This window comes from Nocardiopsis xinjiangensis YIM 90004, assembly GCF_000341145.1.
Lineage (GTDB): Bacteria > Actinomycetota > Actinomycetes > Streptosporangiales > Streptosporangiaceae > Nocardiopsis > Nocardiopsis xinjiangensis.
This window is the reverse complement of sequence record NZ_ANBE01000026.1, coordinates 112,501-138,137: the sequence shown is the minus strand read 5'-3', so window position 1 is coordinate 138,137 and position 25,637 is coordinate 112,501. Positions and strand designations below refer to the sequence as shown.

The 25,637-nt window shown below is 68.6% G+C and carries 21 protein-coding genes; 8 read left to right on the top strand and 13 right to left on the bottom strand.

Features of this window, described 5'->3' with window-relative positions:
• Nucleotides 1-142 precede the first annotated feature (142 nt).
• Complete coding sequence (locus D473_RS0113495; protein WP_017609594.1) at nucleotides 143-1,195, top strand: pectate lyase family protein; 1,053 nt, start codon at nucleotides 143-145, stop codon at nucleotides 1,193-1,195.
• A 63-nt stretch (nucleotides 1,196-1,258) separates the two neighbouring features.
• Here D473_RS0113495 and D473_RS0113490 read toward each other — a convergent pair whose 3' ends face one another.
• Nucleotides 1,259-2,155: a hypothetical protein gene (locus D473_RS0113490; RefSeq protein ID WP_241474789.1), complete on the bottom strand. Its 897-nt coding sequence runs from the start codon at nucleotides 2,153-2,155 to the stop codon at nucleotides 1,259-1,261.
• A 310-nt stretch (nucleotides 2,156-2,465) separates the two neighbouring features.
• Between D473_RS0113490 and D473_RS27470 the strand changes: the two genes are divergently transcribed.
• On the top strand, nucleotides 2,466-2,945 hold the full coding sequence (locus tag D473_RS27470; protein WP_161626425.1) for a hypothetical protein: 480 nt from the start codon (nucleotides 2,466-2,468) through the stop codon (nucleotides 2,943-2,945).
• On the opposite strand, the gene D473_RS25735 is transcribed toward D473_RS27470, so the two are convergent.
• Entirely contained in the window at nucleotides 2,921-3,703 is a 783-nt protein-coding gene (locus D473_RS25735; RefSeq protein WP_017609591.1) for a hypothetical protein, read from the bottom strand. The genes D473_RS27470 and D473_RS25735 overlap by 25 nt on opposite strands.
• Nucleotides 3,704-4,946: 1,243 nt before the next feature.
• Nucleotides 4,947-5,993: a pilus assembly protein TadG-related protein gene (locus D473_RS0113480; protein ID WP_051043058.1), complete on the bottom strand. Its 1,047-nt coding sequence runs from the start codon at nucleotides 5,991-5,993 to the stop codon at nucleotides 4,947-4,949.
• Between the two features lie 220 nt (nucleotides 5,994-6,213).
• Between D473_RS0113480 and D473_RS0113475 the strand changes: the two genes are divergently transcribed.
• The gene (locus tag D473_RS0113475) at nucleotides 6,214-7,209 is read left to right on the top strand and encodes a hypothetical protein (RefSeq protein WP_152436847.1); all 996 of its coding nucleotides are present in this window, start codon (nucleotides 6,214-6,216) and stop codon (nucleotides 7,207-7,209) included.
• A 132-nt stretch (nucleotides 7,210-7,341) separates the two neighbouring features.
• On the opposite strand, the gene D473_RS0113470 is transcribed toward D473_RS0113475, so the two are convergent.
• A complete protein-coding gene (locus tag D473_RS0113470; RefSeq protein ID WP_017609589.1) occupies nucleotides 7,342-8,253 on the bottom strand; it encodes a LysR family transcriptional regulator in 912 nt (303 codons plus the stop codon).
• 99 nt (nucleotides 8,254-8,352) lie between these two features.
• Between D473_RS0113470 and gabT the strand changes: the two genes are divergently transcribed.
• The 3 genes from gabT to D473_RS0113455 all read left to right on the top strand — a co-directional run bounded on the left by gabT (nucleotide 8,353) and on the right by D473_RS0113455 (nucleotide 12,696).
• Nucleotides 8,353-9,672, top strand: a complete 1,320-nt coding sequence (gabT, locus tag D473_RS0113465; protein WP_017609588.1) for a 4-aminobutyrate--2-oxoglutarate transaminase — start codon at nucleotides 8,353-8,355, stop codon at nucleotides 9,670-9,672.
• Nucleotides 9,673-9,703: 31 nt separating this feature from the next.
• Nucleotides 9,704-11,098: an NAD-dependent succinate-semialdehyde dehydrogenase gene (locus D473_RS0113460; protein WP_017609587.1), complete on the top strand. Its 1,395-nt coding sequence runs from the start codon at nucleotides 9,704-9,706 to the stop codon at nucleotides 11,096-11,098.
• Between the two features lie 242 nt (nucleotides 11,099-11,340).
• The gene (locus tag D473_RS0113455) at nucleotides 11,341-12,696 is read left to right on the top strand and encodes a type III PLP-dependent enzyme domain-containing protein (RefSeq protein WP_017609586.1); all 1,356 of its coding nucleotides are present in this window, start codon (nucleotides 11,341-11,343) and stop codon (nucleotides 12,694-12,696) included.
• Nucleotides 12,697-13,270: 574 nt separating this feature from the next.
• On the opposite strand, the gene D473_RS0113445 is transcribed toward D473_RS0113455, so the two are convergent.
• Nucleotides 13,271-15,808, bottom strand: a complete 2,538-nt coding sequence (locus tag D473_RS0113445; RefSeq protein ID WP_017609584.1) for a glycosyltransferase family 4 protein — start codon at nucleotides 15,806-15,808, stop codon at nucleotides 13,271-13,273.
• A 443-nt stretch (nucleotides 15,809-16,251) separates the two neighbouring features.
• Between D473_RS0113445 and D473_RS26935 the strand changes: the two genes are divergently transcribed.
• Complete coding sequence (locus D473_RS26935) at nucleotides 16,252-17,301, top strand: hypothetical protein (RefSeq protein WP_152436846.1); 1,050 nt, start codon at nucleotides 16,252-16,254, stop codon at nucleotides 17,299-17,301.
• A 105-nt stretch (nucleotides 17,302-17,406) separates the two neighbouring features.
• Here the strand turns inward: D473_RS26935 and D473_RS0113435 are convergent, their stop codons facing one another.
• Entirely contained in the window at nucleotides 17,407-17,661 is a 255-nt protein-coding gene (locus D473_RS0113435; protein WP_026126919.1) for a winged helix-turn-helix domain-containing protein, read from the bottom strand.
• 249 nt (nucleotides 17,662-17,910) lie between these two features.
• Nucleotides 17,911-18,177 carry a GntR family transcriptional regulator gene (locus D473_RS0113430; protein ID WP_026126918.1) on the bottom strand — a complete coding sequence of 89 codons (267 nt, stop codon included), beginning with the start codon at nucleotides 18,175-18,177 and terminating at the stop codon, nucleotides 17,911-17,913.
• A gap of 779 nt (nucleotides 18,178-18,956) precedes the next feature.
• On the opposite strand from D473_RS0113430, the gene D473_RS0113425 reads away from it, so the two are divergent.
• Nucleotides 18,957-19,313: a hypothetical protein gene (locus tag D473_RS0113425; protein ID WP_017609580.1), complete on the top strand. Its 357-nt coding sequence runs from the start codon at nucleotides 18,957-18,959 to the stop codon at nucleotides 19,311-19,313.
• Nucleotides 19,314-19,557: 244 nt separating this feature from the next.
• On the opposite strand, the gene D473_RS26105 is transcribed toward D473_RS0113425, so the two are convergent.
• From D473_RS26105 to D473_RS24845, 6 genes are all read right to left on the bottom strand, one after another.
• Complete coding sequence (locus D473_RS26105; protein ID WP_152436845.1) at nucleotides 19,558-20,433, bottom strand: tetratricopeptide repeat protein; 876 nt, start codon at nucleotides 20,431-20,433, stop codon at nucleotides 19,558-19,560.
• Complete coding sequence (locus D473_RS26100; RefSeq protein WP_152436844.1) at nucleotides 20,343-20,819, bottom strand: hypothetical protein; 477 nt, start codon at nucleotides 20,817-20,819, stop codon at nucleotides 20,343-20,345. The genes D473_RS26105 and D473_RS26100 overlap by 91 nt, the downstream gene beginning before the upstream one ends.
• 796 nt (nucleotides 20,820-21,615) lie before the next feature.
• Nucleotides 21,616-22,248 carry a hypothetical protein gene (locus D473_RS0113405; RefSeq protein ID WP_017609578.1) on the bottom strand — a complete coding sequence of 211 codons (633 nt, stop codon included), beginning with the start codon at nucleotides 22,246-22,248 and terminating at the stop codon, nucleotides 21,616-21,618.
• A 147-nt stretch (nucleotides 22,249-22,395) separates the two neighbouring features.
• Nucleotides 22,396-22,908: a hypothetical protein gene (locus D473_RS27215; RefSeq protein WP_152436843.1), complete on the bottom strand. Its 513-nt coding sequence runs from the start codon at nucleotides 22,906-22,908 to the stop codon at nucleotides 22,396-22,398.
• An 11-nt stretch (nucleotides 22,909-22,919) separates the two neighbouring features.
• Nucleotides 22,920-23,957, bottom strand: coding sequence for an OmpA family protein (locus D473_RS27210; protein WP_152436842.1), 1,038 nt, complete (start codon nucleotides 23,955-23,957; stop codon nucleotides 22,920-22,922).
• A gap of 3 nt (nucleotides 23,958-23,960) precedes the next feature.
• Nucleotides 23,961-24,206 carry a hypothetical protein gene (locus D473_RS24845; RefSeq protein WP_051043056.1) on the bottom strand — a complete coding sequence of 82 codons (246 nt, stop codon included), beginning with the start codon at nucleotides 24,204-24,206 and terminating at the stop codon, nucleotides 23,961-23,963.
• Nucleotides 24,207-25,637 lie beyond the last annotated feature (1,431 nt).

Sequence of the window (25,637 nt, the reverse complement as noted above, 5' to 3'; positions counted from 1 at the left end):
GCGGCGCCCCTTCCTATGTACGGGAACGCCTGCTGTGACGGCTCTCCCGGCGCACGGCAGGCCCGGAGGATGCAACAATCGAGGGCAAAACGCCCCCTCGAGGGCCGTCTCGCCCCCACCCTCCCTCGCTGGAAAGTACTCGATGAGACTGCACCCGATCCTCCTGCGGGCCCCCGCCGCCCTGCTGTGCGCCGCCCTCGTCGCCTGCTCACAGCAGCAGGAGGCCGACCCCGAGCCCTCCGACCCGCCCGTCGGCGCCGACGCCGAGCAGAGCGAGGCCGACGAGTCCAGCCCGCCCCCGGAGGAAGAGAGCGAGGTACCGGTCGGTTGGGTCACCGAGGTCCCGGCCGACAGCGGAGACGAGGAGGACGAACCGAGCCGGGCCCCCGAGGACCGGGCCGGGACCGGCGGCGGCGCCACCGACCCCGTGACCGCCACCGACGCCGACGAGCTCGCCGACCACCTGGAGACCGACGGTCCCGTCGTCGTCGAACTGGACGGCGGCATCGACCTCGACGGCGACGTCCAGGTGCCCTCCGACACCACCCTCCTCGGGGCCGAGGAAGGCACCGAACTCACCGGCGGACGCCTGGTCCTCGAGGGCGCCGACAACGTGGTCCTGAACGGCCTGGCCTTCGACACCGACGGCACCGCCGTGGCCGTGCGCGACGGATCCCGCAACGTCTGGGTGCACCGTTCCACCTTCACCGGCGGCGACGACGGCGCACTGATCGAGGTGGCCGACGGCGCCGACCACGTCACCGTGTCCTGGAGCCGTTTCCAGGAGGCCTCCTCGGCCCTGACCGTCGGCGACGCCGACGACGAGCCCGGCGCGCTGCACGTGAGCGTGCACCACAACCACTTCGACGGCACCTCCGGGAACCACCCCCGCGCGCGCAACGCCGCACACGTGCACGTGTTCAACAACTACTTCCGCTCCAACGCCGACCACGGGGTGGAGTCCGCCCACGACTCGAACGTGCTGGTGGAGGGCAACTACTTCCAGGACGCCGAACAGTCGGTGCGCCCCGCCGGGGAGGACCCCGGCAACACCGTGGCCCGCGACAACCTGCTCGTGGACACCCCGCAACCGGAGATCCGCGGGGAGGTCCCCGATCCCCCCTACGACTACGAGCTCGACCCCGCCACCGAGGTCCCCGACCTGATCGGTGACGGCGCCGGGGTCCCCGGCTGAGGGCGCACTGCCGGGGACGGCCGAGGACGTTCTGCCGAGGCCCTCGCTGGTGAACGGCGGGTGTCAGAAGAGCCCGTGGTAGTCGTAGGTCTCCCCGGTCCCCGCGCCGTCCTCGTGCACCAGCCGGCGGGGGAGCCCGTCCCCGTCGATCCACAGCTCGAACCCGGTTTCTTCCACCGGCAAGAGCACGTTGGCCCCGGCCTCGGGATCGTAGCCGCCCATGAGTGTGGTGAAGGTGCCCGTGTAGCGGTGCGCGGACACCCGCTCCGGCCCGCCGGGGCCGCGCTCGGCGTTCTCCCGCTCCACCCGCGGCACCAGTTCGGTGCTCTCCTCGCCCGCGTACTCCAGGTCCGCCGACGAGGCCAGGATCTCCCACAGCTTCGCCGAGCCGAAGTCGCGTGTGCACAGGTATTCGTCGGCGGCGGAGGACGACTCGATCGCCGCCGGCTGCGGGGTGCCCGGCCCCGTGGCCGTCAGACACCGTCCCCCGCCGGACCCGTAACGGAAGACCTGCGTGCCGCCGAACGTGGTGAAGGCGTGCTCGAACTGCGGATCCGAGGCGGCGTCGAAGGTGGCCCGACCGTGCCCCGGATCGGGCGCCCCGGCCGAGAAGGAAGCCGGTCCCGCCGACTCGTCCGTGCCCGCCCCGTGCACGAAGAAGGTCACATCGAAGCGCCGTGCCGCATCCATCCGCAGCGCGGCCGAGCGCACGAAGTCCCCGGCATCCCCCGGTTCTGCCTCCTCCATCGGCGGGGCAGGCGCCGACGGAGGGACGTCCTGGCGATCCGGAGGGTCCTCCGTCGGGCCGTGCGTGACCAGATGTCCCGCCGACCACCCGGCCACCAACACCGCCGGGCACAACACCACCGCTGCGGCCACGAACAGCCAGTGGGGTCTGCGCCGCGGCGTATGGTCGGGGCCGGTCTCGGTGCCGTGGGTGGGGGAAGGCGACGGCGACACGTGCTGGGGCTCGATTCTGACGTGGTGCGCCCGAGGGGTCGAGGTACCGCGCGCGGGCATGAGGTGTACGCGGGGTATGACGCGGTGTCACCGCTTTCCGTTCGAGGGCGGGACGCACGTAGTGCGCACCGACCTGAACGAAGCGCAGCGCGTACTGCGCACGCGGGTCCTCCAGCACCGGACGCAGGAACGCGAACGTGCTCGTGTGCACCAGACGCTCCCACACCCGCTCGGAGGCCTGCTCCCACACCGTCCGCACCACCCGGCGCGCCACCGTCGAGGCACTGAACCGCCCGCTCGTGAACAACTCGTGCAGCTCCTCCGCCTCCAACCGCAACACCGTCCGCTCCAGCACCGGAGCATCCAACAGCCCGAGCAGAGCCAGAGCGCAGTCCACCCGCGAGAGCGGGTCCGGCACCCACACCCCGTCCAGACACCGGCGCACCGCATCGGCCGCCTCCACCGGATCCAACGTCCACTCGCCCTCGGGCACCGGGACCGGCACGGGGCCCTCCTCACCACCCAGGGCCCGATCCACCGCACCACCGACCCCGCGCGAGAGCCGCTCCCACGGCACCCCCGCCGCCAACACCACCGTCAACGCCGCCACCAGGACCACCACCGCCACGTACTCCAGAACCCCCGCGCCACCGTCCGGGTGCACCCGCCACCTCCTCATCGCAGCACGGGCGCGCGCCCGCGCAACCGCCACAAGGACCGGTCGATGCGCTCCGCCTCCCTCGGGGTGCAGCACCATCCGCGCTCCTACAACAACACGCGCACCCGCTGAACCAGCGCCCGCGCGCCCGGACCCAGATCGCGCAGATTCACCGACACCACCACCCATCCCGCTGCCCTCATCGCCCGCCACCGCGCCGCGTCCCGACGGCGCTGTACGAGTGTGCTGTGGTGGCGCACGCTGTCGAACTCCACCGCTGTGGCCTGCCTCGGCCACCCCAGGTCGGCGTGCAGTCCCCCCAGCCGTGTGCGCACCCGGCACTGCGGAAGGGGCGGAGGCAGTCCCGCCTCACAGAACAGAACGCGGGCCCAGCTCTCCGGCTGTGACTGGCTCTCCGGTGACGCCAACGCCAGCACACGCTTCAACCGCGCCTGTGCCGGTCGCGACCATGGTCGCCCCACCTGGCTCGCCAGCTCGTCGGCGTTCACCAGCCCTGCCGCCAAGAAACGGTCCACCAGTCCCGTCGCCAGGTACAACGAGCGCGCGTTTACCGCGCAGTCGACCGCCGTGCGCATCGGCGCCGTCAGCGGCAGGCCCTCCGTCTCGGCGCGCTCCTGTGGCTCCAACCGGGCGCGGTGCACGCGCACCGAGGACTGCTCCCGACCGCGCGCATGAGGGGGCAGGCATACGTGCTGCACCTGCCCGGCCATGTTCCCGGCCTGGGGGAAAGCGTCCACACCCCACAGGTAAGCGGCCGAACGCTCGGACAGGACTGCCGCCGGGTGCAGCTGCGGCAGCAACGCCGTGGCACAGGCCAGCAGCGCCTCATGATGGGGCAAGCGGGCGGGAGGGTTCGTCTCGACGCTCATGAGCCCAGGTTCGGCGCGGCCCGAGCCGACCACAAGGCCGAATTCCGTACCTGTGGACAACCATGGACGCAAGGCATGCCCGCCCCAGCCATGTGGGGGGTTGGTCCCCAGTGCAGGTGCACGGTGCAGGTTCCCCTGAGCCACAAGAAACCCAGACGCTCAACCACACAAAGGGCTCAGCCCTCAGGGCAGGTGCACGGTGCTGGATCTCCCCGGCCGTAAGAAACCCAGATGCTCAACCATGTGAGGGGCTGGGCCTCAGAGCAGGTGCACGGTGCTGGGTCTCCCGGTCCATAAGAGACCCGGATGCTCAGCCACACGAAGGGCCGAGCTCCAGGGCAGGTGCACGGTGCAGGTTCTCCCCTCCCCCACAGGTGACAGGTTGGCTCAGCCACAANCACGCGGTGGCCTCCCCAGCCCTCTGTACGCGGTCTCTGGACGCCCGGAGCCCTTCAGCCATCCGGGCACAGAAGCGCGTGAGCCCGCACCGTGTCTTTGGGCTCGACCGGGGCAAGGCCCCTCCCCACAGAAGAGGGAAGAGACAGAGGCGAACCCCCGCCCCAGGGGGTGTCTCTGCTCAACCACACGAGGGGCTCAGATCCAAAGCAGGTGCACGGTGCCAGGCCTCCCTCGCTCCAGGCTCTCTCTTCTCTTCAGGCTCTTCCTCTTCTCCTCTTCTTTTCAGGGTGTGTTCGTGGTTCCCCTCGGCACCCCTGTGTCCCGTTCCTGGGGTCGGGCTTTGTCTGTGGTCGGGGTCCAACCCCCCTGGCGTGCGGCTCTGCGCATGCCTTCTCCCATTCCTGTGGGGAGGGGCCTTGCCCCGGGCCAGGCCAAGGACAAGGCGCGGGCTCACGCGTCCCCCGTGCGTGAGTGGTTGAGGGGCTCCGGGCGTCCAGATACCGCGTATAGAGGGCTGGGGAGGCCACCGCGCGGAACGCGCAAGGGGGGCCTTCGGCCCAAGGGGCGACGCACCGCGCGAGGGCTGTGGCTGAGCGGACCTGTCGCCTGTGGGGGAGGGGAGAACCTGCACCGTGCACCTGCTCTGAGGGCTGAGCCCCTCACATGGCTGATCATGCCTGTTTCTTTTGGCCGGGGAGGGTCTGCACCGTGCACCTGCTCTGAGGGCTGAGCCCCTCACATGGCTGATCATGCCTGTTTCTTTTGGCCGGGGAGGGTCTGCACCGTGCACCTGCTCTGGGGCCGAGCCCCTCGTGTGGCTTGGAGGTCTTGGCGCGGTGGGAGGTCAGCGCATGGGCGGCGGTCCGATGGCCAGGTGGATGTGGTCCACGTGGCCCTGGGTGTTGCCCAGATCGAGGCCGTGCGGCCGTCCCGTGCCGGGGAAGGTGCCACTGGGGTCGAGTGCGGGGTTCCAGATCTCCCGGTTGTAGATCAGGCCCTTGATATCCAGCTCCTGGTGGTTCTCGATGGCCCAGTTGACGACGGTCAGCGCGGTCTGGTGCATCTCGTCGGTCGGCTTCGCGCCCAGCGGCGCCACCATGTAGTCGATCGCCTCGCCGTGGCCGTGGTCGCTGTCGGCTTCTGCGCGGAAACCGCCCGCGGACAGGTAGAAGCCGGGGAACTCCTCGTTGATGATCTCGTGGGTCGCGCACGCCTCGGGGATCACGGCCAGGGGCCCGCAGGAGGTCGTGGCCCCGCTCGCGAAGACGGCCGAGTCCGGGTCGAAGGCGTACTCGCCCTCCTCGTCGACGAGGTTGACGTCCACGAGCGACCGGGCCCCGGAGACGTCGTCGATGGTCGACCCGCCGCAGCTCAGGTCCTGGCCGTCGCGGTCGCACTGGTCGGGGGCGTGCACGATGGCGATCGCCGAGGCGTTGCCGGTGATGGTGTCGACGTCCTCCTCCTCGCCGTCGCAGACCACGTCGTTCCATCCCTCGCCGCCGGCGCCCTCCTCCAGTTCCTTCTGGCACAGAGCGCCGCGTACCTCGACACGGATGATGTTGCCGTTGCGCCCCATGGTGTTGTCGCTGGCCCGGATGTCGGTGAGCACGGCGTCGTTGGCGCGGGCGTACTCCTCGGCGCGCTCGGTGGCGGCGTCCTCGTCGTAGGCCGGCATGGGGAAGATCCCGCTCGCGAGGTCCTCTGCGGCCCCGTCCTGGAGCGCGCTCGCGGCGGCCAGCGCTGCGGAGTCCGCTGCGGTCTGGGCCTGCGAGCGCAGATCGTTGGCCCCGCCCACACGCACGAACAGCACGGTGAGGGCGAGCAGGGCGAGGGTGAGGCCGAAGAGCAACAGGACACTGGCTTGTCCCTGGTCGTCGCGGAATCGTCCCATGCTGGATCCTGGAGGGTGAGGGAACGTGAGGAGGGTGGCCGCACGGTGCAGGATATCCCTCCGTGGGGCGGCTCGGTAGTGGGGTGTGGACAAAACGCAGCGGTACTGCGGGACATTCTGTGGAAGGTCCCGAAACCCACCATCGAACGCAAATAGTATTGCTGGACGTGCGGCCTGAGAACGCCCGGTCGGATTTTCGGTGCGACTAGAAAGCGATCCCATGAGTGCCCGAAAGGCGATGTCCCCCGTAGAGCAGGACGAGCTCCTCCGCCGCGTCTCGGGTGAGTTGCTCGCCTCGGCGCCGGCCGACTGGATCAAACTCCGGCTGGTCTACGCGGGGCTGGTCGACTTCGCGACGGTGCGGCTGGAGGCCATGTTCTCCGACGGGCGGACCGAACACTGGTTGCCGCCGGCCGCCGCGCCCGAGGCCCTGAGTGACCTGCGACGCGGGATGTACCGGGAAGGTGAGGGGACCTGGTACACCGCCCATCTGGAGGTCGACCGCCCCGGCCGCTACTCGGTGCGCTACGACTACGACGAGGAACCCCACTTCGGCGAGGCGCGCCCCGACCACAGCTTCGCGCTCGACCACGTGTGTTTTCCGCGCGAACCCGGGCACCGTCCGGACTGGCTCCAGCTCAGGCTCATGGGTGCCGCCGAGGAACGTACCGGCCCCCCGCCCGAGCACGTGGAGGACCGCCCCGGGGAGTGGGTCGCGCACACCGACACCGCTCTGCTGCGCGAGACCGATGCGGTCCCGGGCGGGATCACCCCAGAGGCGATGATGGACGTCGTGCAGGAGATCGTGGACCGCACCTTCGACGCCCTGCGTTCCAAGGGGGCCTGGACCGGCATCGTCATCGACCACAAGGAGGTCCTGGGGGTGACGGACACCCGCGTGACCGTGGACTGGAACGAGTCGGGGACGCAGCAGGAGTGGTTGCCGACCGAGGCCGACCGGCTCCTCCACACCCTGCGCACCGGCATGTACCAGCAGGGCAAGGGCACGTGGTTCCGCGCGAGGTTCCGGATCGCGGAGTCGGGGGAGATCGGGCTGGAGTTCGACCAGAAGAACCCGCCCGAGTTCGATCCCGCCCCCGACCCCCGGTGTTACCTGTGGGACGTGCAGCGTTTCCCGCGCAGTTCCGACCACATACCGGACTGGTTGTTGGACCGGTTGAGCGAGGCGCAGCGGCTCATCAAGGCACAGGCGTGACACGCCGGTGGTACGAATGCCTGTTCGGTTTTTCGTGCTTGCTGTCTTTTGTGGTGCCTGTGAGGGTTGTGAGGTGAATGTGTAGCGAAGAGTCCGGTTTTCCGGTCCCCGTTTTCGGTGCCGGACCAGTGTTCACCAAGCGCGACCCGCCTTCCCGCCCCCGTCCACCGTCGGCCCGTAACGCTGCCGGCAGAAGTCCTGCAACCGCAGCGCCATGGTCTCCAGTAACGCCCGTGCGTGGTGGTCGTGGGCCCACACCGCGTGCAGGGACACCTCCAAGCACCGCCCGCTGTCGGTGATCCGCCGGGGCCGGAGCCCGAACCTGGGGTCGTCGGTGACCACGGCCACGCCCCGTCCCGCGGCCGCCAGGGCCTGGGCGATCTCGCCGTTGAAGGTCTCCACCACGGTCCCGTAGTGCGCTCCGAGGCCCCGCACCGTGTGGTCCAGCAGTCGGCGCGCGGCGAAGTCCGGGGTCGGCAGCACCAGATCCTCCTCCACCAGAGCACCGACCTCGATGCTCTGCGCCCCCGTGTGCGGATGGCCCTCGCGCACGTACGCCCACACCGGGAGCCGGGCCAGGGTCAGGCCCGAGAACCCCGCCGGGGGCGGCTGCGTGGTGATGGCGATGTCGATCCTGGACATCAGCTCCGGCAGGTCGGGATCGATGTCGATGCTGGTCACGTTCGGTTCGGGGTCCTCGGGCTCGAACCCGGCGATGAAGGGCGCCACGATGTCGACCAGCGTGGTACTCGGAGCGCCGAAGGACACCGCCGTCAGGTGCCCGGCGGACAGGTGGGCGGCGAGCCGTGCGGCCTGGTCGAACCGGCGCAGCAGGTCACGCGCCTCGCCGAGGAACTCCGCACCCGCGTTGGTCAGCCTCAGCCGTGTTCCCGCCCGTTGGAACAGCCGGACCCCGATCGTCTTCTCCAGCTGTTTGACCTGCCGGGACAGTGCAGGCTGGGTCATGTGCAGGCGCTCGGCGGCGTGGGAGACGGTGCCCTCGTCGGCGACGGCGACGAAGTAACGCAACAGGCGGATTTCCATGCCTGCTGAGCATACGTGATCAAAGAAATAGGCATTGGACAGCATAGAGGTCCGCGCAGACGATGAAGGGGAACCCACGCCACACCTCAGGGGGCTCCCATGGCCGACCTCGCCCAGTCCCGGCACCTCGGGGACACCTTCCCCGGGCCGCGCGCACAGGCACTCGCCGACCGCCGCGAGGCCTCCGTCCCGCGCGGCGTCTCCGCCGTGATGCCGACCTTCGCCCACCGGGCCGGCGGCGGCATCGTCGAGGACGTCGACGGAAACCGCCTCATCGACTTCGGTTCGGGCATCGCCGTGACCACCGTCGGGGCCTCCGAGCCGCGCGTGGCCGAAGCGGTACGCGCCCAGGTCGGGGAGTTCACCCACTCGTGCTTCATGGTCACCCCCTACGAGCACTACCTGGAGGTCGCCGAGCGCCTCGCCGAGCTGGTGCCCGTCCCCGGCCCCGCCAAGACGGCGCTGTTCAACTCCGGCGCCGAGGCCGTGGAGAACGCCGTGAAGGTCGCCCGCGCCCACACCGGACGGCAGGCGGTGGCCGCGTTCGACCACGCCTACCACGGGCGCACCACGCTCACCATGGGCCTGACCGCCAAGACCATGCCCTACAAGCACAGCTTCGGTCCCTTCGCCTCGGAGCTCTACCGGGTCCCGGGCTCCTACCCGCTGCACGACGGCCTCGACGGCGCCCAGGCGGCCGCGCGCACCATCGACCAGCTGGAGAAGCAGGTCGGAGCGCAGAGCCTGGCCGCGGTCGTCATGGAACCGATCCAGGGCGAGGGCGGCTTCATCGTCCCCGCGCCCGGTTTCCTGCCCGAGATCGTGCACTGGTGCCGCTCCAACGGCGTGCTCTTCATCGCCGACGAGGTCCAGACCGGGTTCGCCCGCACCGGAGACTGGTTCGCCTCCGAGCATGAGGGCATCGAACCCGACATCGTGGCCGCCGCGAAGGGGATCGCCGGGGGCCTGCCGCTCTCGGCCGTCACCGGGCGCGCCGAAGTCATGGACGCACCCCACGTCGGCGGGCTCGGCGGCACCTACGGGGGCAACCCCATCGCCTGCGCCGCCGCCCTGGCCGCGATGGACACGATCGTGGAGGAGGGCCTGCTCGAGCGCGCCGCCCAGGTCGAGAAGATCGCCACCGGCCACCTCTCGCGCGTGCGTGAACAGGATCCCCGCGTCGCCGAGGTCCGCGGACGCGGCGCCATGCTCGCGATCGAGCTCCTCGACCCGGCCACGGGCGAGCCCGACGCCGCCCTCACCGCGCGTGTGGCCCAACAGGCCCGCGAGGCCGGGGTCATCACGCTGACCTGCGGCACCTGGGGCAACGTGATCCGGCTCCTGCCCCCGCTCAGTATCAGCGACGAGCTGCTCCGTGAGGGCCTGGAGGTCCTCACCGACGCTCTGCGGCGTTCCTGAGCCCGACCGACCCGACAGGAGGAACACGATCATGGAGCTTGCAACCCACACCCGCTTCGAGGTGACCGACCCCGCCACCGGCGCCGTGGTGGGCACGGCCCCCGACCACGGCCCCGACGCGGCCCTGAAGGCGGTCGCCGAGGCCCACGAGACCTTCGCGTCCTGGTCGGCGGCCCCGCCGCGCCGGCGCTCGGAGGTACTGAGCGCCGCCCACCGGGGCATGATCGCCGCCAAGGACCGCCTCGCCGCCCTCATCGTCTCCGAGAACGGCAAGTCCAGGGCCGACGCCGAGACCGAGGTGGGATACGCCGCCGAATTCTTCCGCTGGTACGCGGAGGAGGCCGTCCGCGTCCCGGGCAGCTTCGGTACGGCCCCCGGCGGCGGGGTGCACAACATCGTCACACGCGCCCCGGTCGGGGTCGCTGCCCTGGTCACGCCGTGGAACTTCCCCGCCGCGATGGCCACCCGCAAGATCGCCCCCGCTCTGGCCGCCGGGTGCACCGCCGTGCTCAAACCCGCCGCGGAGACCCCGCTGACGGCGCTGGCGATCGGGGAGATCCTGCTGGAGGCCGGGGTGCCCGAGGGCGCGGTGCACGTGGTGCCCACGACCTCGGCCGCGCCGGTGGTCTCGGCCTGGCTCGCCGACCCGCGCGTGCGCAAGCTGTCCTTCACCGGTTCGACCGGGGTGGGCCGCACACTGCTGGCCCAGTGCGCCGACCGGGTTCTGAACGCCTCCATGGAGCTGGGCGGCAACGCCCCGTTCGTGGTCGCGGAGGACGCCGACATCGACGCCGCCGTGCAGGGCGCGATGGTCGCCAAGTTCCGCAACTCCGGGCAGGCCTGCACGGCGGCCAACCGGTTCTACGTGCACCGCCGGGTCGCCGACGCCTTCGTGGAACGCTTCGGCAAGGCGGTGGAGGCCCTGCAGGTGGGCCGCGGTGACCAGGGCGCGGAGATCGGGCCGGTGATCTCCGCCGGCGCGGCCGACGGGATCCGTTCCCTCATCGAGGACGCCATCGCCGGCGGGGCCCGGGTGGCCCACCACGCCGCGGTCCCCTCGGACCTGCCGCGTTCCTTCGTCGCGCCCACGGTGCTGACCGGTGCGGCCCCCGACGCCGCGATCGTGCGCGAGGAGATCTTCGGCCCGGTGGCGCCGGTCCTGGTCTGGGAGGAGGAGGACGAGCTGATCGCGCAGGCCAACGCGACCGAGTACGGGTTGGCCGCCTACGTCTACGCGGGGTCGGCCGATGCCGCGATGCGTATCGGCGGGCGGTTGGAGGCCGGGATGGTCGGCATCAACCGCGGACTCGTCTCCGACCCCAGCGCCCCCTTCGGCGGGGTCAAGCAGAGCGGGCTGGGCCGCGAAGGCGCTGAGATGGGCCTGGAGGAGTACCTGGAGCCCACCTACTTCTCTGTCGCGCACTAGCGCGTTGACGGGGGCGGGCCCGCCCCCGCCCTGATCATCCAGGACGGCGCGCGGGGCCGGGCCGCGCCGAAAGAGCAGGGATCCCCGGCGCGGCCCGAGCGCGTCCCCGCCCGGGCCGTCCTCGACGGCTCACCGTTAGCCTTCGGGGATCGTCCGCTCCGGCGGCAGGACCAGCGCGGACACCGCAGCGCATCGGCCGAGAAGGAGGCCGGGCGGGCGTAGGACCGAGGAGGTAGACAGGCATGGAGTTCGTCGAACGCCGGGCACACGCCCTCGAGACCCTGGCCGCGGAAGGCGTCTTCGACAACGACGACCACCCGCTCATCGGTGTGCTGGACCGGCAGGCGGTCCGGGACCGCGTCCGTGAACTCCAGGACGCCTTCGGTGGCCCGGGACGCAGGCTGCACACGGTGGCGGCCAAGGCCGCGACCCTGGTTCCGGTGCTCGGCTGGTTCGCCGAGGCCGGGATGGGATGCGAGGTGGCCAGCCCCGGCGAGCTCGCCATGGCACTGGAGGCCGGGTTCGATCCCTCCCGCATCGTCTTCGACTCCCCGGCCAAGACCCGCACCGAACTGCGCCACGCCCTCGAACTCGGCGCCGACCTCAACATCGACAACGTCCAGGAACTCGAACGGATCGACTACCTGCGCCCGGACGTGGCCCACGACCCCGCACGCCCCGCACCCGGCATCGGGTTCCGCATCAACCCCCAGACCGGTGCCGGCAGCATCGAGGCGATGAGCACCGCCTCGCACACCTCGAAGTTCGGCGTGGGCCTGGCCGACCCCGGCACCAGGGAGATGCTGCTCCAGGCCTACGCCGCGCGCCCCTGGCTCAACCAGCTCCACGTGCACTCCGGATCCCAGGGGATGGAGTTGAAGCAGATCGCCGCCGGGATCGCGGCCGTGTACGAGCTGGCGGAGGAGATCAACGCCCGCCTCGGATACCGCCAGGTCGACCGGCTCGACATCGGGGGAGGGCTCCCGGTCAATTTCGCCTCCGAGGAGACCGCGCCGACCTTCCGGGAGTACCGGGCGGCGATCGAGGACGCGGTGCCGGGGCTCTTCGACGGCCGCTACGCCCTCACGACCGAGTTCGGGCGTTCCCTGCTGGCCAAGGCCGGCACGATCGTGGCGCGGGTGGAGTACGTCAAGGAGATCGGCGGCAGGCAGGTCCTCATCACCCACGCGGGTGCGCAGGTGGCGACCCGTACCGCGTTCGCCCCCGAGTCCTGGCCGCTGCGGGTCGGTCTCCACACGCCCGGCGGGGAGCTCAAGGACGCCGGGTCCGGGCAGGAGGGTGCCGGGCTGCGCTCGGACGTGGCCGGACCGTGCTGCTTCTCCGGGGACCTGCTCACCGAGGACGTGGAACTGCCCGCAGCCGAACCCGGGGACCTGGTCGCCGTGCACGACACCGGGGCGTACTACTTCTCCACCCCGTTCGCCTACAACGCCCTGCCGCGCCCGGAGGTGCGGGGCTACGAGGTGGACCCGGACGGCGGTGTGCGGTGGGAGGGGATCCGGCGTGCGCAGCCGGTCGAGGAGATCCTCGCCGAGTCCGGGGGCGCGGCCGGGGCACCGCGCGCGGCCCACCGGTAGGCGGTGGCCCGCGCGCTCAGGAGCCGATCCGCTCAGGGGTTGGCGTACATCTGCACGACGACGCGGTCGAAGCGGCGTGCACGGGGGTCCGACCGGGGGCGCCGCCGGCTCGGGCGACCTCGGCGAGTGTGCGGGGATCCCACCGCCGCTGGACGTCCTCGGCATCGTCCCCGTCCGCGCGGTCGTACGCACGGGTCACGTCGTCGGCCAGCACGATGAGCCACGAGGCGCCCCGGACGCCGGGACCATGTCGGCGCCGGCCGGCCGCCCGCGCAACGTCGCCAGGGCCTCTAGCCCGGTGCCGCGCAGTACGTGCTCGACCACCGGCTCGAAGACCTCCGACACCCGCAACGGTGCGAGGCAGTCCCGGACCGCTGCCGCCACCCGGAGCGAGTCGTCCGTGCCAGAGCCCGAATCGGCCATCCCTGCTTCTGATTTGTGCATGGCGGCAGCCCAGGAACAGGGTCTGACACCCGCGTCCGTCACGGCGGCCTGTTCGGGACCGGCCGGGCGCCGCCGCCCGCACCACCGGTACGAGGCGGGGGGAGAGACGGTGCCACTCCGCCCCGCCCCCTCAGAACACCCGCCGCCGCAGGGCGTTGACCACGTGCACGTCCGCGACGGTCACACGCACGTCCCCCGTGTCCAGCGGCACCACCGTCGCCGACCGCACGTGGCCTCCGTGGTGCCAGCGCCGGTGGGTGCGCCCGGGGATCGCCGACGCGGGAACCCGGTCCAGCGCACCGGGCGGGCCCACCAGGAACCGCAGTTGCCACGAGGAGGCCTCGGACGTCTCCTCCTCCAACCCGAGGCGCTTCAACACCCCCTGCAGCTGCGTCGCGTCGGCGCCGCGCGCCGGTGTCACGTGCAGCGGGAACCGTTGCCCGGCCCCTTCTCCGCGCACGACCTCCACCGCGCACTCGGCGCCCTCGGGCAGCACCGCGTCCAGCAGCACGTCCATCTGCAGCCGCCCTTCGTGCCGCGGCCGCACGTTCACGGTCTGCACGCTCAGCGTCGGGGACACCGGGGAGGTCATCAACGCCAACCGGTCGTTGACCGTGTAGTAGGGCTGCACCTGCGAGCCGTAGGCCCGGTCGGGGCTCACCTCCACCGACGGGTAGTCGATGATGCGCTTGTAGCCCACCACGCCCGGCAGGTGCCGTCCCACCGTGGCCTCGCTCCCGTCGGACAGGGCCAGGCGCAGCTCCCAGCGTTCCGATTCCCCTTGGCCGCCGCGCACCACGACGGCCGGGTCCACGACCGCGGTGAACTTCCCGTCGGGCGCCACCGGGGCGGAGAACTCCCGCATCACCTTGGACGCCGACCGCAGCCGCACCGCCAGCCGCGCGCGGGGGTCGGGCGTCGTACGGCCGAGCACGTGCCCCTGGATCGTGATGAGCCCGTCGTGCACCTCCACGTGCTCGACCTCGGCGTGGTGGGCGGCCCGCCGCAGGTGCAGCTGCAGCCGCCCCTTCGCGCTGCGCGCGGGGATCGCCAATGCCAGGTGCGGGGTGTCCTCGGGCCGCAGCGGATACCCGTACTGGTGGATCTGCACGTCCTCCACGGCCGAGGACTCCTCCCCGTCGACGCGCATCACGTCCCAGGCCCGCGCGGTCAGGTGCTCGACCGAGGGGTCGATGACCACACGCCCCTGCCCGTCGGGAACGTGTGTGTGGCGTTCGCCCGGCATGGACAGCACCACGCCGTCGGGCGGGTCGGTGAAGATCAGCGCCGTCTTCCCGTCGCCGGTGGCTTCCACGAGGCAGGAGGCCGGTTTCTCCATGCGGGGCGCGGGCGCCCGGAGGACGTCGGCGCCGGCGCCCGTGGCCGGTCCGGGAACGGGGTCCCCGGGCAGGTCGGAGTCCAGGTCGGCGACGTCGTCGCCCGCCACCCGGGCCGCGGGCACCTGGGTGGCGGACAGGTGGATCAGCCCGGACTGGGCCTTGTCCAGGCGCAGCTCGTCGAAGAGCTGCTCGTGCAGGCGCACCACTCGCGCGGGGTCGAACCGTTCGGAGTCGTTGAGGGCGGCCGAGGCCATCCGGCGCCGCAGGGAATCGTTGCCCATGAGTTCGGACAGTCCCCGTGCGATACCGGAGACCGACCGGTTGGGCACGAGCAACCCGTCCTGCTGGTCCTTGATGATGCTGGAGGGGCCGTGGGGGCAGTCGGTGCTCACCACGGGCAGGCCGGAGCGCATCGCTTCGACGATGGTCATGCCGAAGGGTTCCTCGCTGGAGGTCACCGCGGCGAACGCGCCTTGCGCCCAGGCCTCCTCCACGCGCGGGTGGGCGCCCATGAGCCAGATGCGGTCCTGCATGCCCAATTCGCGCACCTGCTGGGCGAGGCGGCCGCGTTGGCTGCCGCGCCCGTAGATGCGCAGGGTCCAGTCGGGGTGCTCGTCGGCGACGTCGGCGAAGGCGTCCACGAGGAGGTCGTGCCGTTTGCTGGGTGCCAGCCGCCCGGCCGAGACGATGGTGTGGGTGTTGGTGCCGTCGGTGGTGAAGGCGGGGCGGGGAACGGAGTTGGGGATGGCCACGAGCCGTACCCCCGGCAGGGGCATCCGCACGGAGTAGGTGCGCGCGTCGGCCTCGGTGACGGTGACGAAGGCGTCCAGGTCCTTGTAGGTACGGGCCATGACCCGGCGCAGCGACTCGTTGTGCTGCTCGAAGGTGAGGTGTTCCTGACCGATCTTGACGAGGCGGGCCGGCCCCTCGCGCGCGATGATGATGTTGAGCCCGGGACGGGTACCGACGACGACGTCGGCGTCGGTGGTGGTGAGGAATTCGGTGAGGCGGTCGTCGGTCAGGCGGCTGTGCTGTTCTCCCCGGCCGTCCTCGACGGGGAAGCGTTCCGGGGGCTGCCCGGCCCGGGGGTCGTTCTCGTGGAGGGGGCGCCCGCCCTCGCCGGTGGGCACCTGTTCCTTGTCGCGGGTGTCGACGAGCCACCTCAGACGCACACCCGGCGGTACGGGCAGTACGGGTTCGTCGCGGTGCCGGAAGACCGAGACGATCTCGACCTCGTGGCGGCTCGACAACGCGGCCGTCTGGTTCGCGACGGTGCGCACTGTGCCCCCGATGCCGTACATGTCGTTGATCAGATAAGCGATCTTCACCCTGCCCCCGAAGTGTGAAGCCGTGGAAATGACGGTCCCGCACCCGCCCGAGCTCTTGTCGTCCCCCGATGGTGCGCATGATGTGGTCGGAGCGCTTCGTATGCGCCCCGACGTGCGAGCCCGTGGCTGAAGGGTGCGGGACTGCCTCAGGTTAGGGGTGCTCTGCCCGGCGGCGCCGGTTGATTGTCGAGTCCTGTGGAAAGATTTGCCGGTCGCTGAGGCCGCAGTGGGGTGCTCGCCCGTGTGTGCAGGGCAGACGCCGTCCGGGGCCCTGCCGAAACGTGGGGCCGTGATGACCGGGTGTGTTCATGGTGTTCGAGGGGATGCGCGGTAGGAACCGTGCCGGTGCCCGGTCTGGTCGCCGATGTCCTGTGAGTGGCGGATGGTGGGGCTCTGCANGTCGTTACCCCCCGACGGAGTATCGGTTACTTAGCGTGCTCACCATGAATGTGAACAAACGCGCTGTGAGTGCTGTTTCGGTGATCGGCCTGGCAGCGGGCGCCCTGTACGCAGCGGGCGCGGCACCGGCCGCCGCGGAGAACGTGACGCAGAGGTACACCTACGAGGACGGCGCCGAGCTGTCCTTCACCCTGCCCGGCGATTCGTCCACCACCTGCGACATCGAGATCGTCGCGTCCGGTTCCAACGGGGCCGACTCGGACGCCGGCGGGACGGGTCTGGGCAGGGGAGGCCACGCCACCCAGGTGACCGCGACCGTGCGGGCCACCCCGGGGGAGGACTTCACCGTGAACACCGCCGGGACCGCCTCCGGGGGCAGGGGAGCCACCGGAGGCGACGGACGCGACGGCGGTGACGGAGGCACCTCCGGCGGTCCCGGACTCCTGACGCTGCGCGGCGGCGGTGGCGGCGGCGCGACCGTGGTCACCTACGCGGGGGAGGACCTCGTCATCGCCGCGGGCGGCGGTGGCGGCGCCGGCCGGGGCCATGACGGCTCCTCCGACATCTACTACCCGGGCGGCAACGGGGGAGACGGCGGGCAGAACGGCCAGGACGGTCGGCCCCACCCCGACAACGACGAGCTCGGCGGGGGCGGCGGGGGCGCGACCGCCGACGCGCCCGGCGCCGGCGGAAAGACCACGGACCAGGGCCTGCCCGGTGCGCCCGGCAGCGGAGGCATGGGCGGGGACGGGGCCGAGGGCCCCTCCGACGACGAGGACCTGGGCGCCGCAGGCGGCGGTGGCGGCGGTGGCGCCCAGGGCGGGGGCGGAGGCGGTTCCGCGGAACTGACCGTGCTCAACGGCGGCGCCGGCGGAGGCGGCGGCTCCAGCCTCGGTCCGGAGGGCTCGACCTTCACCACCGTCGACGCGATGGCGGGCAGCGTGAGCTTCAACTACAACAGCTCCGACTGCGGTGTGTCCGTCGGCGGACTGTGGAACCGCGACACCACACACCCCGGCCAGGCCGAGCGGCCCGGCGGGAGCGTCGGGACCCATGAGCCCGCGCGCCCAGCGCATCCCGGAAGCCGCGTCTGACGTCCACTGCCCGGGATGTGCCCGGAGGCCGGGCAGAACGACGAACCCCGCCCGTACGCACGGGCGGGGTTCATCGGTCCGGGGCCGGTCGTGGAAGGGGCGGTGTCAGGTGCTCGGCGGTGTGCCGGGGGAGTCGGAGACGAACGTGCCCCGCTGGGGCAGTGTCACGACCCAGCCCTCGGAGCGGAGCAGGGCCACCGCTCTTCGGGCCGTATCTCTGGCCACGTCGTAGTCGGAGACCATCTTCGACTCGGACGGGATCGGGTCTCTCGGCTGGAGTTCCCCGGACTTGATCCGGTTGCGGATCGCCTTCGCCACCTGTTTGTAGATGGGGGTCGGGTCGAAGCGGTCAACATCCATGGCAGAGACGTTAAAGATGTCTTGGACGGCAAACATATGGGCCACGTTGCCCACAAGGCATACAAGTTGAGGTAACGTGACCCTCACGAAATCCTCAAGCAGGGACCCGGGGGCGCCACAAGCACCCCCGGGTCCGGGACAAGCGAACGGATCCGCTTGTCATGTCCGACGTCGTTTCCCCAGTTGTCGGCAGGCCCCCGTGGCCACCGACCCCCGGAGTGCAGTGCCTCTGCGTAGGAGGCTCTGCGGTCACTGCTTCGGGAGAACGAAGACTCCACGCCCGTGAACTGCACGCACGATCTCGTTCTCTTCCAGGTACCCGGTCGCCTTGACGACCGTCCCTCTGGAGACACCGAACTCCTGGCGTAGCTGGTTGAGCGAAGGGATCGCCCGCCCCTCTGGATAGACCCCCGCGTCGATGCGGGCCATCAGGATCGCGGTGAGCTGTACCCACACCGGATCCATGGCCTGGTCGTCCATCTCGGTGTCCGGTCCGTATCCACTTGGAATGTCCATGTTTAAAGCATGGCGGAGTCCGGGTCACTGAGTTTCTTTGGGGAGATCCCGGGTTAACCATGACACTGCCAAGATCAGAGGGGTACAGTAAAAGAGCAAGTGCATAAGAAACCCCGGCGACGTGTAGCAGCACGCCCCGGGGCCATGGCCGACCTGAAAAGAGCAGATCGACATGCAGACCCTACTTGCCACGCCACGCGAACACTCGTTCGCTCACGCCCCGGCCCGGGCGGTGCCGGACCTCCGTGTGCCCGCTCAGCCGACGGCCCGGCCCCCGCGCCGGGCTCGCTCTCACCGGGTCCGTCGTTACGCGGCTGACCTGCCGCCGGCGCCCTCCCTCGCCCTCGTCTCCGTCTCTCCCGCAGCTGCCGCCTCGCCACCGGATTACGAATCCTCGGCTCGAATCCTCGTGTTCGGGGGTCCCAGTGGGCCCTCTCTGCCGATCTCGAGCGGTCCGCAGGAAAAAATTTTCGGTGTGCGGGTGGGTGAAATCGGTGAATGATCGGTATCGGGGCACGTCAGAAAACGCCCATATCGGCTGGTGGCGGAACGTCACCAAAGACGAAATGTCTACGCCCCAAACCCGAACCGGGTCCCACGGCGGGGCAGGCGCGTCTCTCTCTCGCAGGGGCAAGCAGCGCCCTGACCAGCATGTTTTCCGGAAAAAGCCAGGTCTGGAGGAGTGCCCCGAGGTCGAGTGTGCGCTGCTGGCCTATCACCTGGGGGCACACATGACGCGTTGCGGCGAGGAATTCTCCGGTCGGAAAGAGGAGCCGAAGATGGACTCCCTCGTCGCCGTTATGACAGGTATGCTGTTCTCACCAGGGCTTCCAACGCACTCGGTCGAGCGGCTGAATGCGGTCGATGGACTCTTCGACCGACTCGATGTGCGCCTCCGGGCGGGGCAGGAACCTCCTTCCTCCTGGCGGGTGCTCGGTGCGGATGACAATGAGGGGCGGACTTTTGTGACTGGTCGGTACGACGTTCTCTCCGAGGTTCTCAGGATCTCCGGCGGTGTCACGGAATGCCGGTGGGCATTGAGGAAAGCCCGGATGGAATGGGGCCAGTTGCACGGGACCATGAAGGAAGGGTCGGCGATGCCCGAACCCTGGTGGAGGTCGACCAGGCGGCTCTGACTGGAGGGGGAGAGCCGAGGTCGACCGGTCCGGACCGCAGGATCCAGGGGAACCTTGCCTGCGCGTCCGGAACTCCGGGCCCGGTTCACAGGGGAGCATAAATATTAGTGAACCGGGCCCACTTTCAGGCGGTCCCGGGTGGGCTGGTCATGATCTCGCCCGGGGCTCCCTGAAGACTGAACCATTGTGTGAATCGGGGGCGGCCCCGTGGTGCGAGCCACGGGGTCTTTCTTATTGGCCGGATTCAGGGCGATTTGCGGCTTTCTCCGGATTGCTGTCGTTTGAGCTCCTCGTGCCACTTGCGCAGTACTCGTTCACTCATTTGTGTTTCAGGATGGTCGCTGCCCAGAACCCTTCTTCGCTCCCTTGCCAGTTCCGTGAGGTGATCGATTCCCTTTTTGGTGTTACCAGCACGGTAAGTCCAGTAGGCAATGTTGTGGCGAATGATGAGGGTGTGAGGGTGGTCGGAATCCAGCAGACTGTCAGCTGCAGCGAGCATGTCCGTCCAGTAGACGACGGCCTCGTTGACCCGACCGGCTTCGCTGAGACTCCTGCCTGTCCTGAACAGGAGAGGGTGACCATCTGGGTTCCAGAGCCAGTCCTCGCTGCGCTGACCTGCTGTGGTGCGGTGCTTTCTGAGCGCATACGTGTTGTCGCGGAGCTGCTGAGCCAGGGACGTATCGCGTTCCACGGCGGGCCAGACAGAAACGAGAGCGTCCGCAAGGGCATGCACCCTCTCGAAGCTCGGCCGGGTCAGATGGTGTTCGAGAGTGGCGCGTTGGATGAGCTGGTGGGAGCGCACAGTCGACGTGTCGATCTCCTGCTCTTCGGGACGCAGCCGCCTCTTGGAAGTGACCCGGGAGATCAGGCTCAACCTGTGCAGGCCGGCCAGGGCCGCACGCACGCGATGAGCACTCGAAGCGGGAGAACCACCTGAGGGCCGCTGTTCCTCCAGATACTCGATGACGGGTTCGGCGGTCAGCACACGTTCCGGTATGCCGGACCCGTCCAAGAGAGCGATCAACCCCATCAGAGGCCGAGCCACACCCTTCGGCTCGTAGCTGTCGGCCTGGCCCAGCGCCAGAGGAAGGTGCCCCAACGCCTCGGCGAGGTCGTCCATGTCCGTGTCGGTGTGGGGACCCCTGCTTCACCGAGGGCGTGGACGAGGAAGAACCGCGCCTCTTCGGGTGTGTACACGTCCACGTCGATCAGCTGTCGCCCCTGGACCGACAGGCTGTGATCCCGTCGCCTCGTGGTGACCAACATTCGTCCGTTGGACTGGTCGTGCGGCGGCCAGAGGTCACGCACGTCGGCCGGGTCGGTCAGGTCGTCCCACACGACGAGCCACCGACGCTTCCCGTGCTTGTTGGGGTCACCCAGCCAGGTCAGGAAGAGCGAGGTCGCCTGCTCCGGATCGTCGGGGACGGTCGGATGGAGATGGCGCGCGGCCTGGGCGTAGGCGGAGGTGATGCGCTCGCGGCTGGAAGCGTCGGTCCAGACCAACACGTCCACACGGTGTTCGGGATGGTGACCTGGGCCAGTGCACGCGCGTGATGTGCTGCCAGCTGGGTCTTGCCCACACCCCCGGTTCCGGACAGAACCTGACGGAGGACTGTCGTTTCCGACTTTCCCAAGGTCTCGGTGAGTTGCTTAGTGACCGCGCGGGGCTGGAAGTGGGGCGCTTGCTCGGGCAGGGTGCCGACACGGATGGGTCAATCCACCTCGTGGGGGCCGTGGTGGTGCATCGTGCCGACGAACGTGCCCCCATGGATGTCACGCCCCTGGACCACCTGGGCGGTGCCGTGGACCCCGCCGGCCACCGTGTTGTGCACATCGCCCGTTGTGGCCGTCTGATCCGGAGAGAGGATTCGGCAGGGGCGGCGCCCTCCGAGGAAACCCCTGGGGAACCTGAGCTGTCGGGCCCATACGGATCGGCAGCCTGGGGCCACCTCTTGTTGTTCATGCTCATCGATTGTGGTGCGCCATCTCGTGGGGGGTGAGGGGTTTCGAAACTTCGGGATCAGGGTTCCGGATGTGTCGGTTCTGCCCGTCGGAGGGACGAGGGAACGGTCCCGGCTGTGGCCACCTCCGGACGCGCGTCGTTATGCGTGACGCACATCGTGCCCAGCGGAATCGGTGAAAACGGTGGTGCTTCTGGGACGAGAGAGGTAATGGGGGAGTCCTGCGTTCCGGGGCATCAGGGCTTCAAGGAGCTATGCGTGATGCGGGTAGCCCGATGCGGATCGTGGCGGTGACTGGTGGTCGGTGCTCGATCAGCGGTAGCCGCTCGGGGCACCGGCAGTCAGTAGGAGCGGGAGTTCTCCCACTGGGCCCACGCCACACACGGGGTTCCGTGCTCGGCGGAGATGTAGTCCAGCCCCCAGGAGATCTGTGAGCTCGCGCTGGACTCGAAGTCGTTCGGCGGCGGGTGGTCGCCGTGAACCTCGGGGTCGTATCCCGGGATGCCCTGGGTGTCGCCGTCCATGGACTGATCGAAGTCGGAGACGTTGCTCCAGAGGTTGTCGAGGCAGGTCCACTCCTGATCCTCCCAGCCGTGGTCCTCGGCCATGCCCATGGCGGTGGACTTGTTCTCGGACGAGTTGTTGCCCCCGCTCGCCCCGCCGTCGTAGCTCTCGGGTTTCTCGGGGCGGTCCTCCTCGGTCCAGGACTCGCCGCACTCGGGACCCTCGACGAGACAGACCATCTGGCGGACAGCGTTGTTGAAGGTCTGGCTGAGTTCGAGCTGGTAGATGGCCACCATGATGGCCGCGGCGAGGATGAGGACCACGGCCGTTTCGAGGATGGCCGACCCGGAGTCGGAGCCCTGGCCGACCCGGTTTCCGGCGCCGGCTCCGGCGCGTGAGCGGGCACGGGTGAGGAGCGTGCGGGCGCGTGGGCGCCGGCGGCCCGATCGGGGGCCAGTGATGGGCTCCATGTCTGGAGGGCTGCTTCGGCCGCCCGTGTGGTCACTCGGACGTCCCATAGAGCACCGGGGGTCGGAGGGGTAGCGGGTGTCCCCGTGTCTCTCGGGGATGGGGGTACTCAACTCCGTCTCCAAGGTGGCGGTGAGAGAGGGGCGGGGTCAGCCGATGGGGATGTCCTCGATGGGCTCGAACCCGGGGACCTCGAGGGTCAGGGTCTCGACATCACTCGGCGTTGAGAACAGGGACCAGTAGGCACTCTTTCCGCCAGCAGCTACCTGATTGTAGAAGCGATCGGATGTTTTTCCTGCGCACACGCACTCCCCAGCTTGGTCCATGAGTGGGTGATAACGAGTTCCGGCCTCTGGGGTCACAACAGTGACTCCTGAGTAGTAGTTCCCGCTGTAAGTGTACGTTCCTTGCTCATGCAGCCAGTTGAGAACTACATCGGAGTCTGTTTCGTTCGCGATGCTCCAGTCAATCGAGACCAGGTTTCCTCTTTCGTTTCTCTCAACTCGGTTTGCTTCAGCGATTAACCCTTGTGTCTCTGACTCGTCTCCCTCACTTGAACCCAAGAGATTAGGATCCTCATCGGCATTGGCACTCCCGGACGCCAGTGGAAGGAAGGCAGCACAGGTGAAAGCAATGAGCACCTTCTGGGTGAAACTGCGCATGTTTTCCTCCGTTACTTCGCAAACGTGACGGTCACGCGACGGTTGAGTTCCTGTCCCTCTTCAGTGTCGTTATCGGCTACCGGGTCACTTGATCCGTGCCCCTCAGTCTCGAATGTAATGTCATCTCGATTAACTAGCTCAGAGAGCGCGGATTCTACAGAGTCTGCGCGTTCTTCAGAGAGGGGAAGGTTGACAGTGTCCGATCCTTGGTCGTCAGTGTGGCCTTCGATGTCGACTGTGTCGGAATTGGACTGGTCGATCTCGCTAGCGACTTGCTCGATGATCTCGTTAGAATCAGAGGTGAGTTCCGAGCTGTCGAAATCAAAAAGAACATCAGAGGAAAGAAGGATGCTGATCTCATCTTCGCTCTCCTGCTCGCTCCGACCGGTGTCACCTTCGTCATCCGAGATCATGGTGAGAGGAAGAATCTCCCCCTCATTGTAATCTTCATCGATTGATTCAGAGGTGTCAGTGATCGGAATGTCGAAAAAAGGAGAGGTTACAGGGGTCGTTACTGTCATGCTCTCTGTTTCCTCAGGGGGAGCAGGAAACATGACCTCAAGGTCGACGCTGTCTCCGCTGGCGAGTGTTCCCTCTGTGAAGGTGCAGTAGCAAGACCCGTCTCCTAGCTCATTATTGAGATGGCGATTCTGGGAGGCTGGGTCAATGAGTGTTGTGTTGCTTGCCGAGTAAAGATTCTCAGGATCACTTAAGGCATCTGCCAGAACGTATCCGCTGCCAGAGTTATTGGTCACCTCCATGCTGAGTTTTAGAGATTCATTGTTGAGAAGCTCTAGTGGTCGAATGTTGATCTCAAGGTCAACGCCGAGCTCAGTCGATGTAGTGTAAGAAGTAGCAATAAATCCGCGTTCATTCGCTGTTTCACCCGATGGTCCCTCTTCGGAGTTCTCGGGAGTGGCGTTGTCCCCGCTTGACCCATCCTCAGGCGCGACGACGCAACCCGCCAAAGTGGTGGAAATTACAGCAGCAAGAAGTGAAGTATTGAGTCCTGATGATTTCTGTTCTGAGAGTGTTCTTTTGGATCTCATTTTCTAGTCGCCAGGCTGGTTAGGCCCCTCCGAGTCCGGGCCTCCACCGTTCAAAATCTCAGTTACGGAGACTTCTACTGCGCCTCGAACTCTGTCCGGGATCCCCAGTGCGAAGATCGCCGCCGCCACGGCCGCGACCAGGATGATGACTGCCGCGTATTCGATGATGCTGGCCCCCTGGTCGTTCTTCCGGCGTGGGGGAACCAGGCAGGTCTGGGCTCTGAGCCAGAGCTCGCGCAACTTACTCATAGGGGAACGGCTCCTCTAGGGGGACAGCTTCTTGTGCGTGGCAGCCGATGTACCTCTCGACCGCCACTACCACTCGTTCTTCCCCCGTACCTCGCATCACACGTGGTCATGGCACGTGGCCGGATACGGCCACCCCTGACTCGCCAGAGCCACGGAGCGCACATGGCCACGAGCTCACGTCTGTGCAGTTCATCCGCAGAGGATTGCAGGTCCACGGGTCCGCATACCGCACAAAACCGAGTGAAAGCGGTGCCGGTTACCGGTGTCGCGCATCGCGCCGACCGGGATGGGGTGTGTTGTCTCCGTTCGGGGGAGAACGCCAAGCAATTCAGTTGGAACAGGGTCATCTTCGCATGCCTCCCATCACCGCGCCATGCTTGCCCCGAACCTGGGGACAAGCAGTGGACAGAGGAAGCGGCCAGGGTTCCGTCCGTTCTTGTGGCACCCTTTGTTTGCTTCCTTGTGGAGAGACCGAGCGAACTCGGAACGAGGCGGGCGGAGAGTTCGCCGGCCCCTCAGGTCCTGTACCGGGGCCGCCGACGGGCCGGCATCGGCCCTCCTTCGGCTCCGGTCTCTCCGAGCGGCCTCTGCGCGAACGCCGAGCGTCCCCCGAAACCCCTGGCTCGGCCTCTGTGCGTCCGGCCGGGCCCGGGGTTTCGGAAAACGGTCTGTGCTTTGGCGTGGAGAACCGTGTCCGATACTCGGGCGGGCATCAGACCTGCTCATGTGGGGCGCCCAGGTGAGGACCGGGCGGGCCCCGAGTAGCACCCCGGACCTGTGGATTCCAGTCCTGAACAGGGCAAACGAGAAGGTTCTCCATTCCGTTCGGAACAGCATCCACCTTGAAGCGTGTGCGGGTATCCGGGGCATCCCCTGGTCGGTTCTGTTCGGTCTGAACCCGAGAACTCCGCAATGGTCGCCTGTGTGCCACGACAGTTTTCCCGAGAGTCCACTGCTTCGCCCCGAGTGTCCCGACGCTCCAGCATCCGGCATCCACCAGCTTCAGTCGGACGTCGCCGAGAGTGGCCACATTCGGCCAGAGGGTCAGGACGTGCTGGTCAAATGGCACATAATCCCCGGCGGTCGACCGGCGGGTGTGTGAAGCTTGTTCTGTCCCCGGCGGGGGCCGAGGGATCGGGGTCGGGACGCCACCGATCCTTCCCCGGCGGTGGCTGCCGGCGCCGCCGGAATGGCCGGCGTCGGGCCGGGGGAGAAGCGGCCGGGTCACCTCAATGGCGCAATCCCCCGGCCTCAGTCGCGGGGAAGGCCGGCCACGCACATGTGGCCGGCCTTGTACCTGATGGGGCAGCGGAAGTGCCGTGTCGGTCCGCGGTATCGGCGCGCACGAACTGTACGGAGTTGAGTGATCACGTCCACCAACTTCGGTTACTCATGAGTAGTGATTCGGTTCACAAGCGCGCATGCTCATGG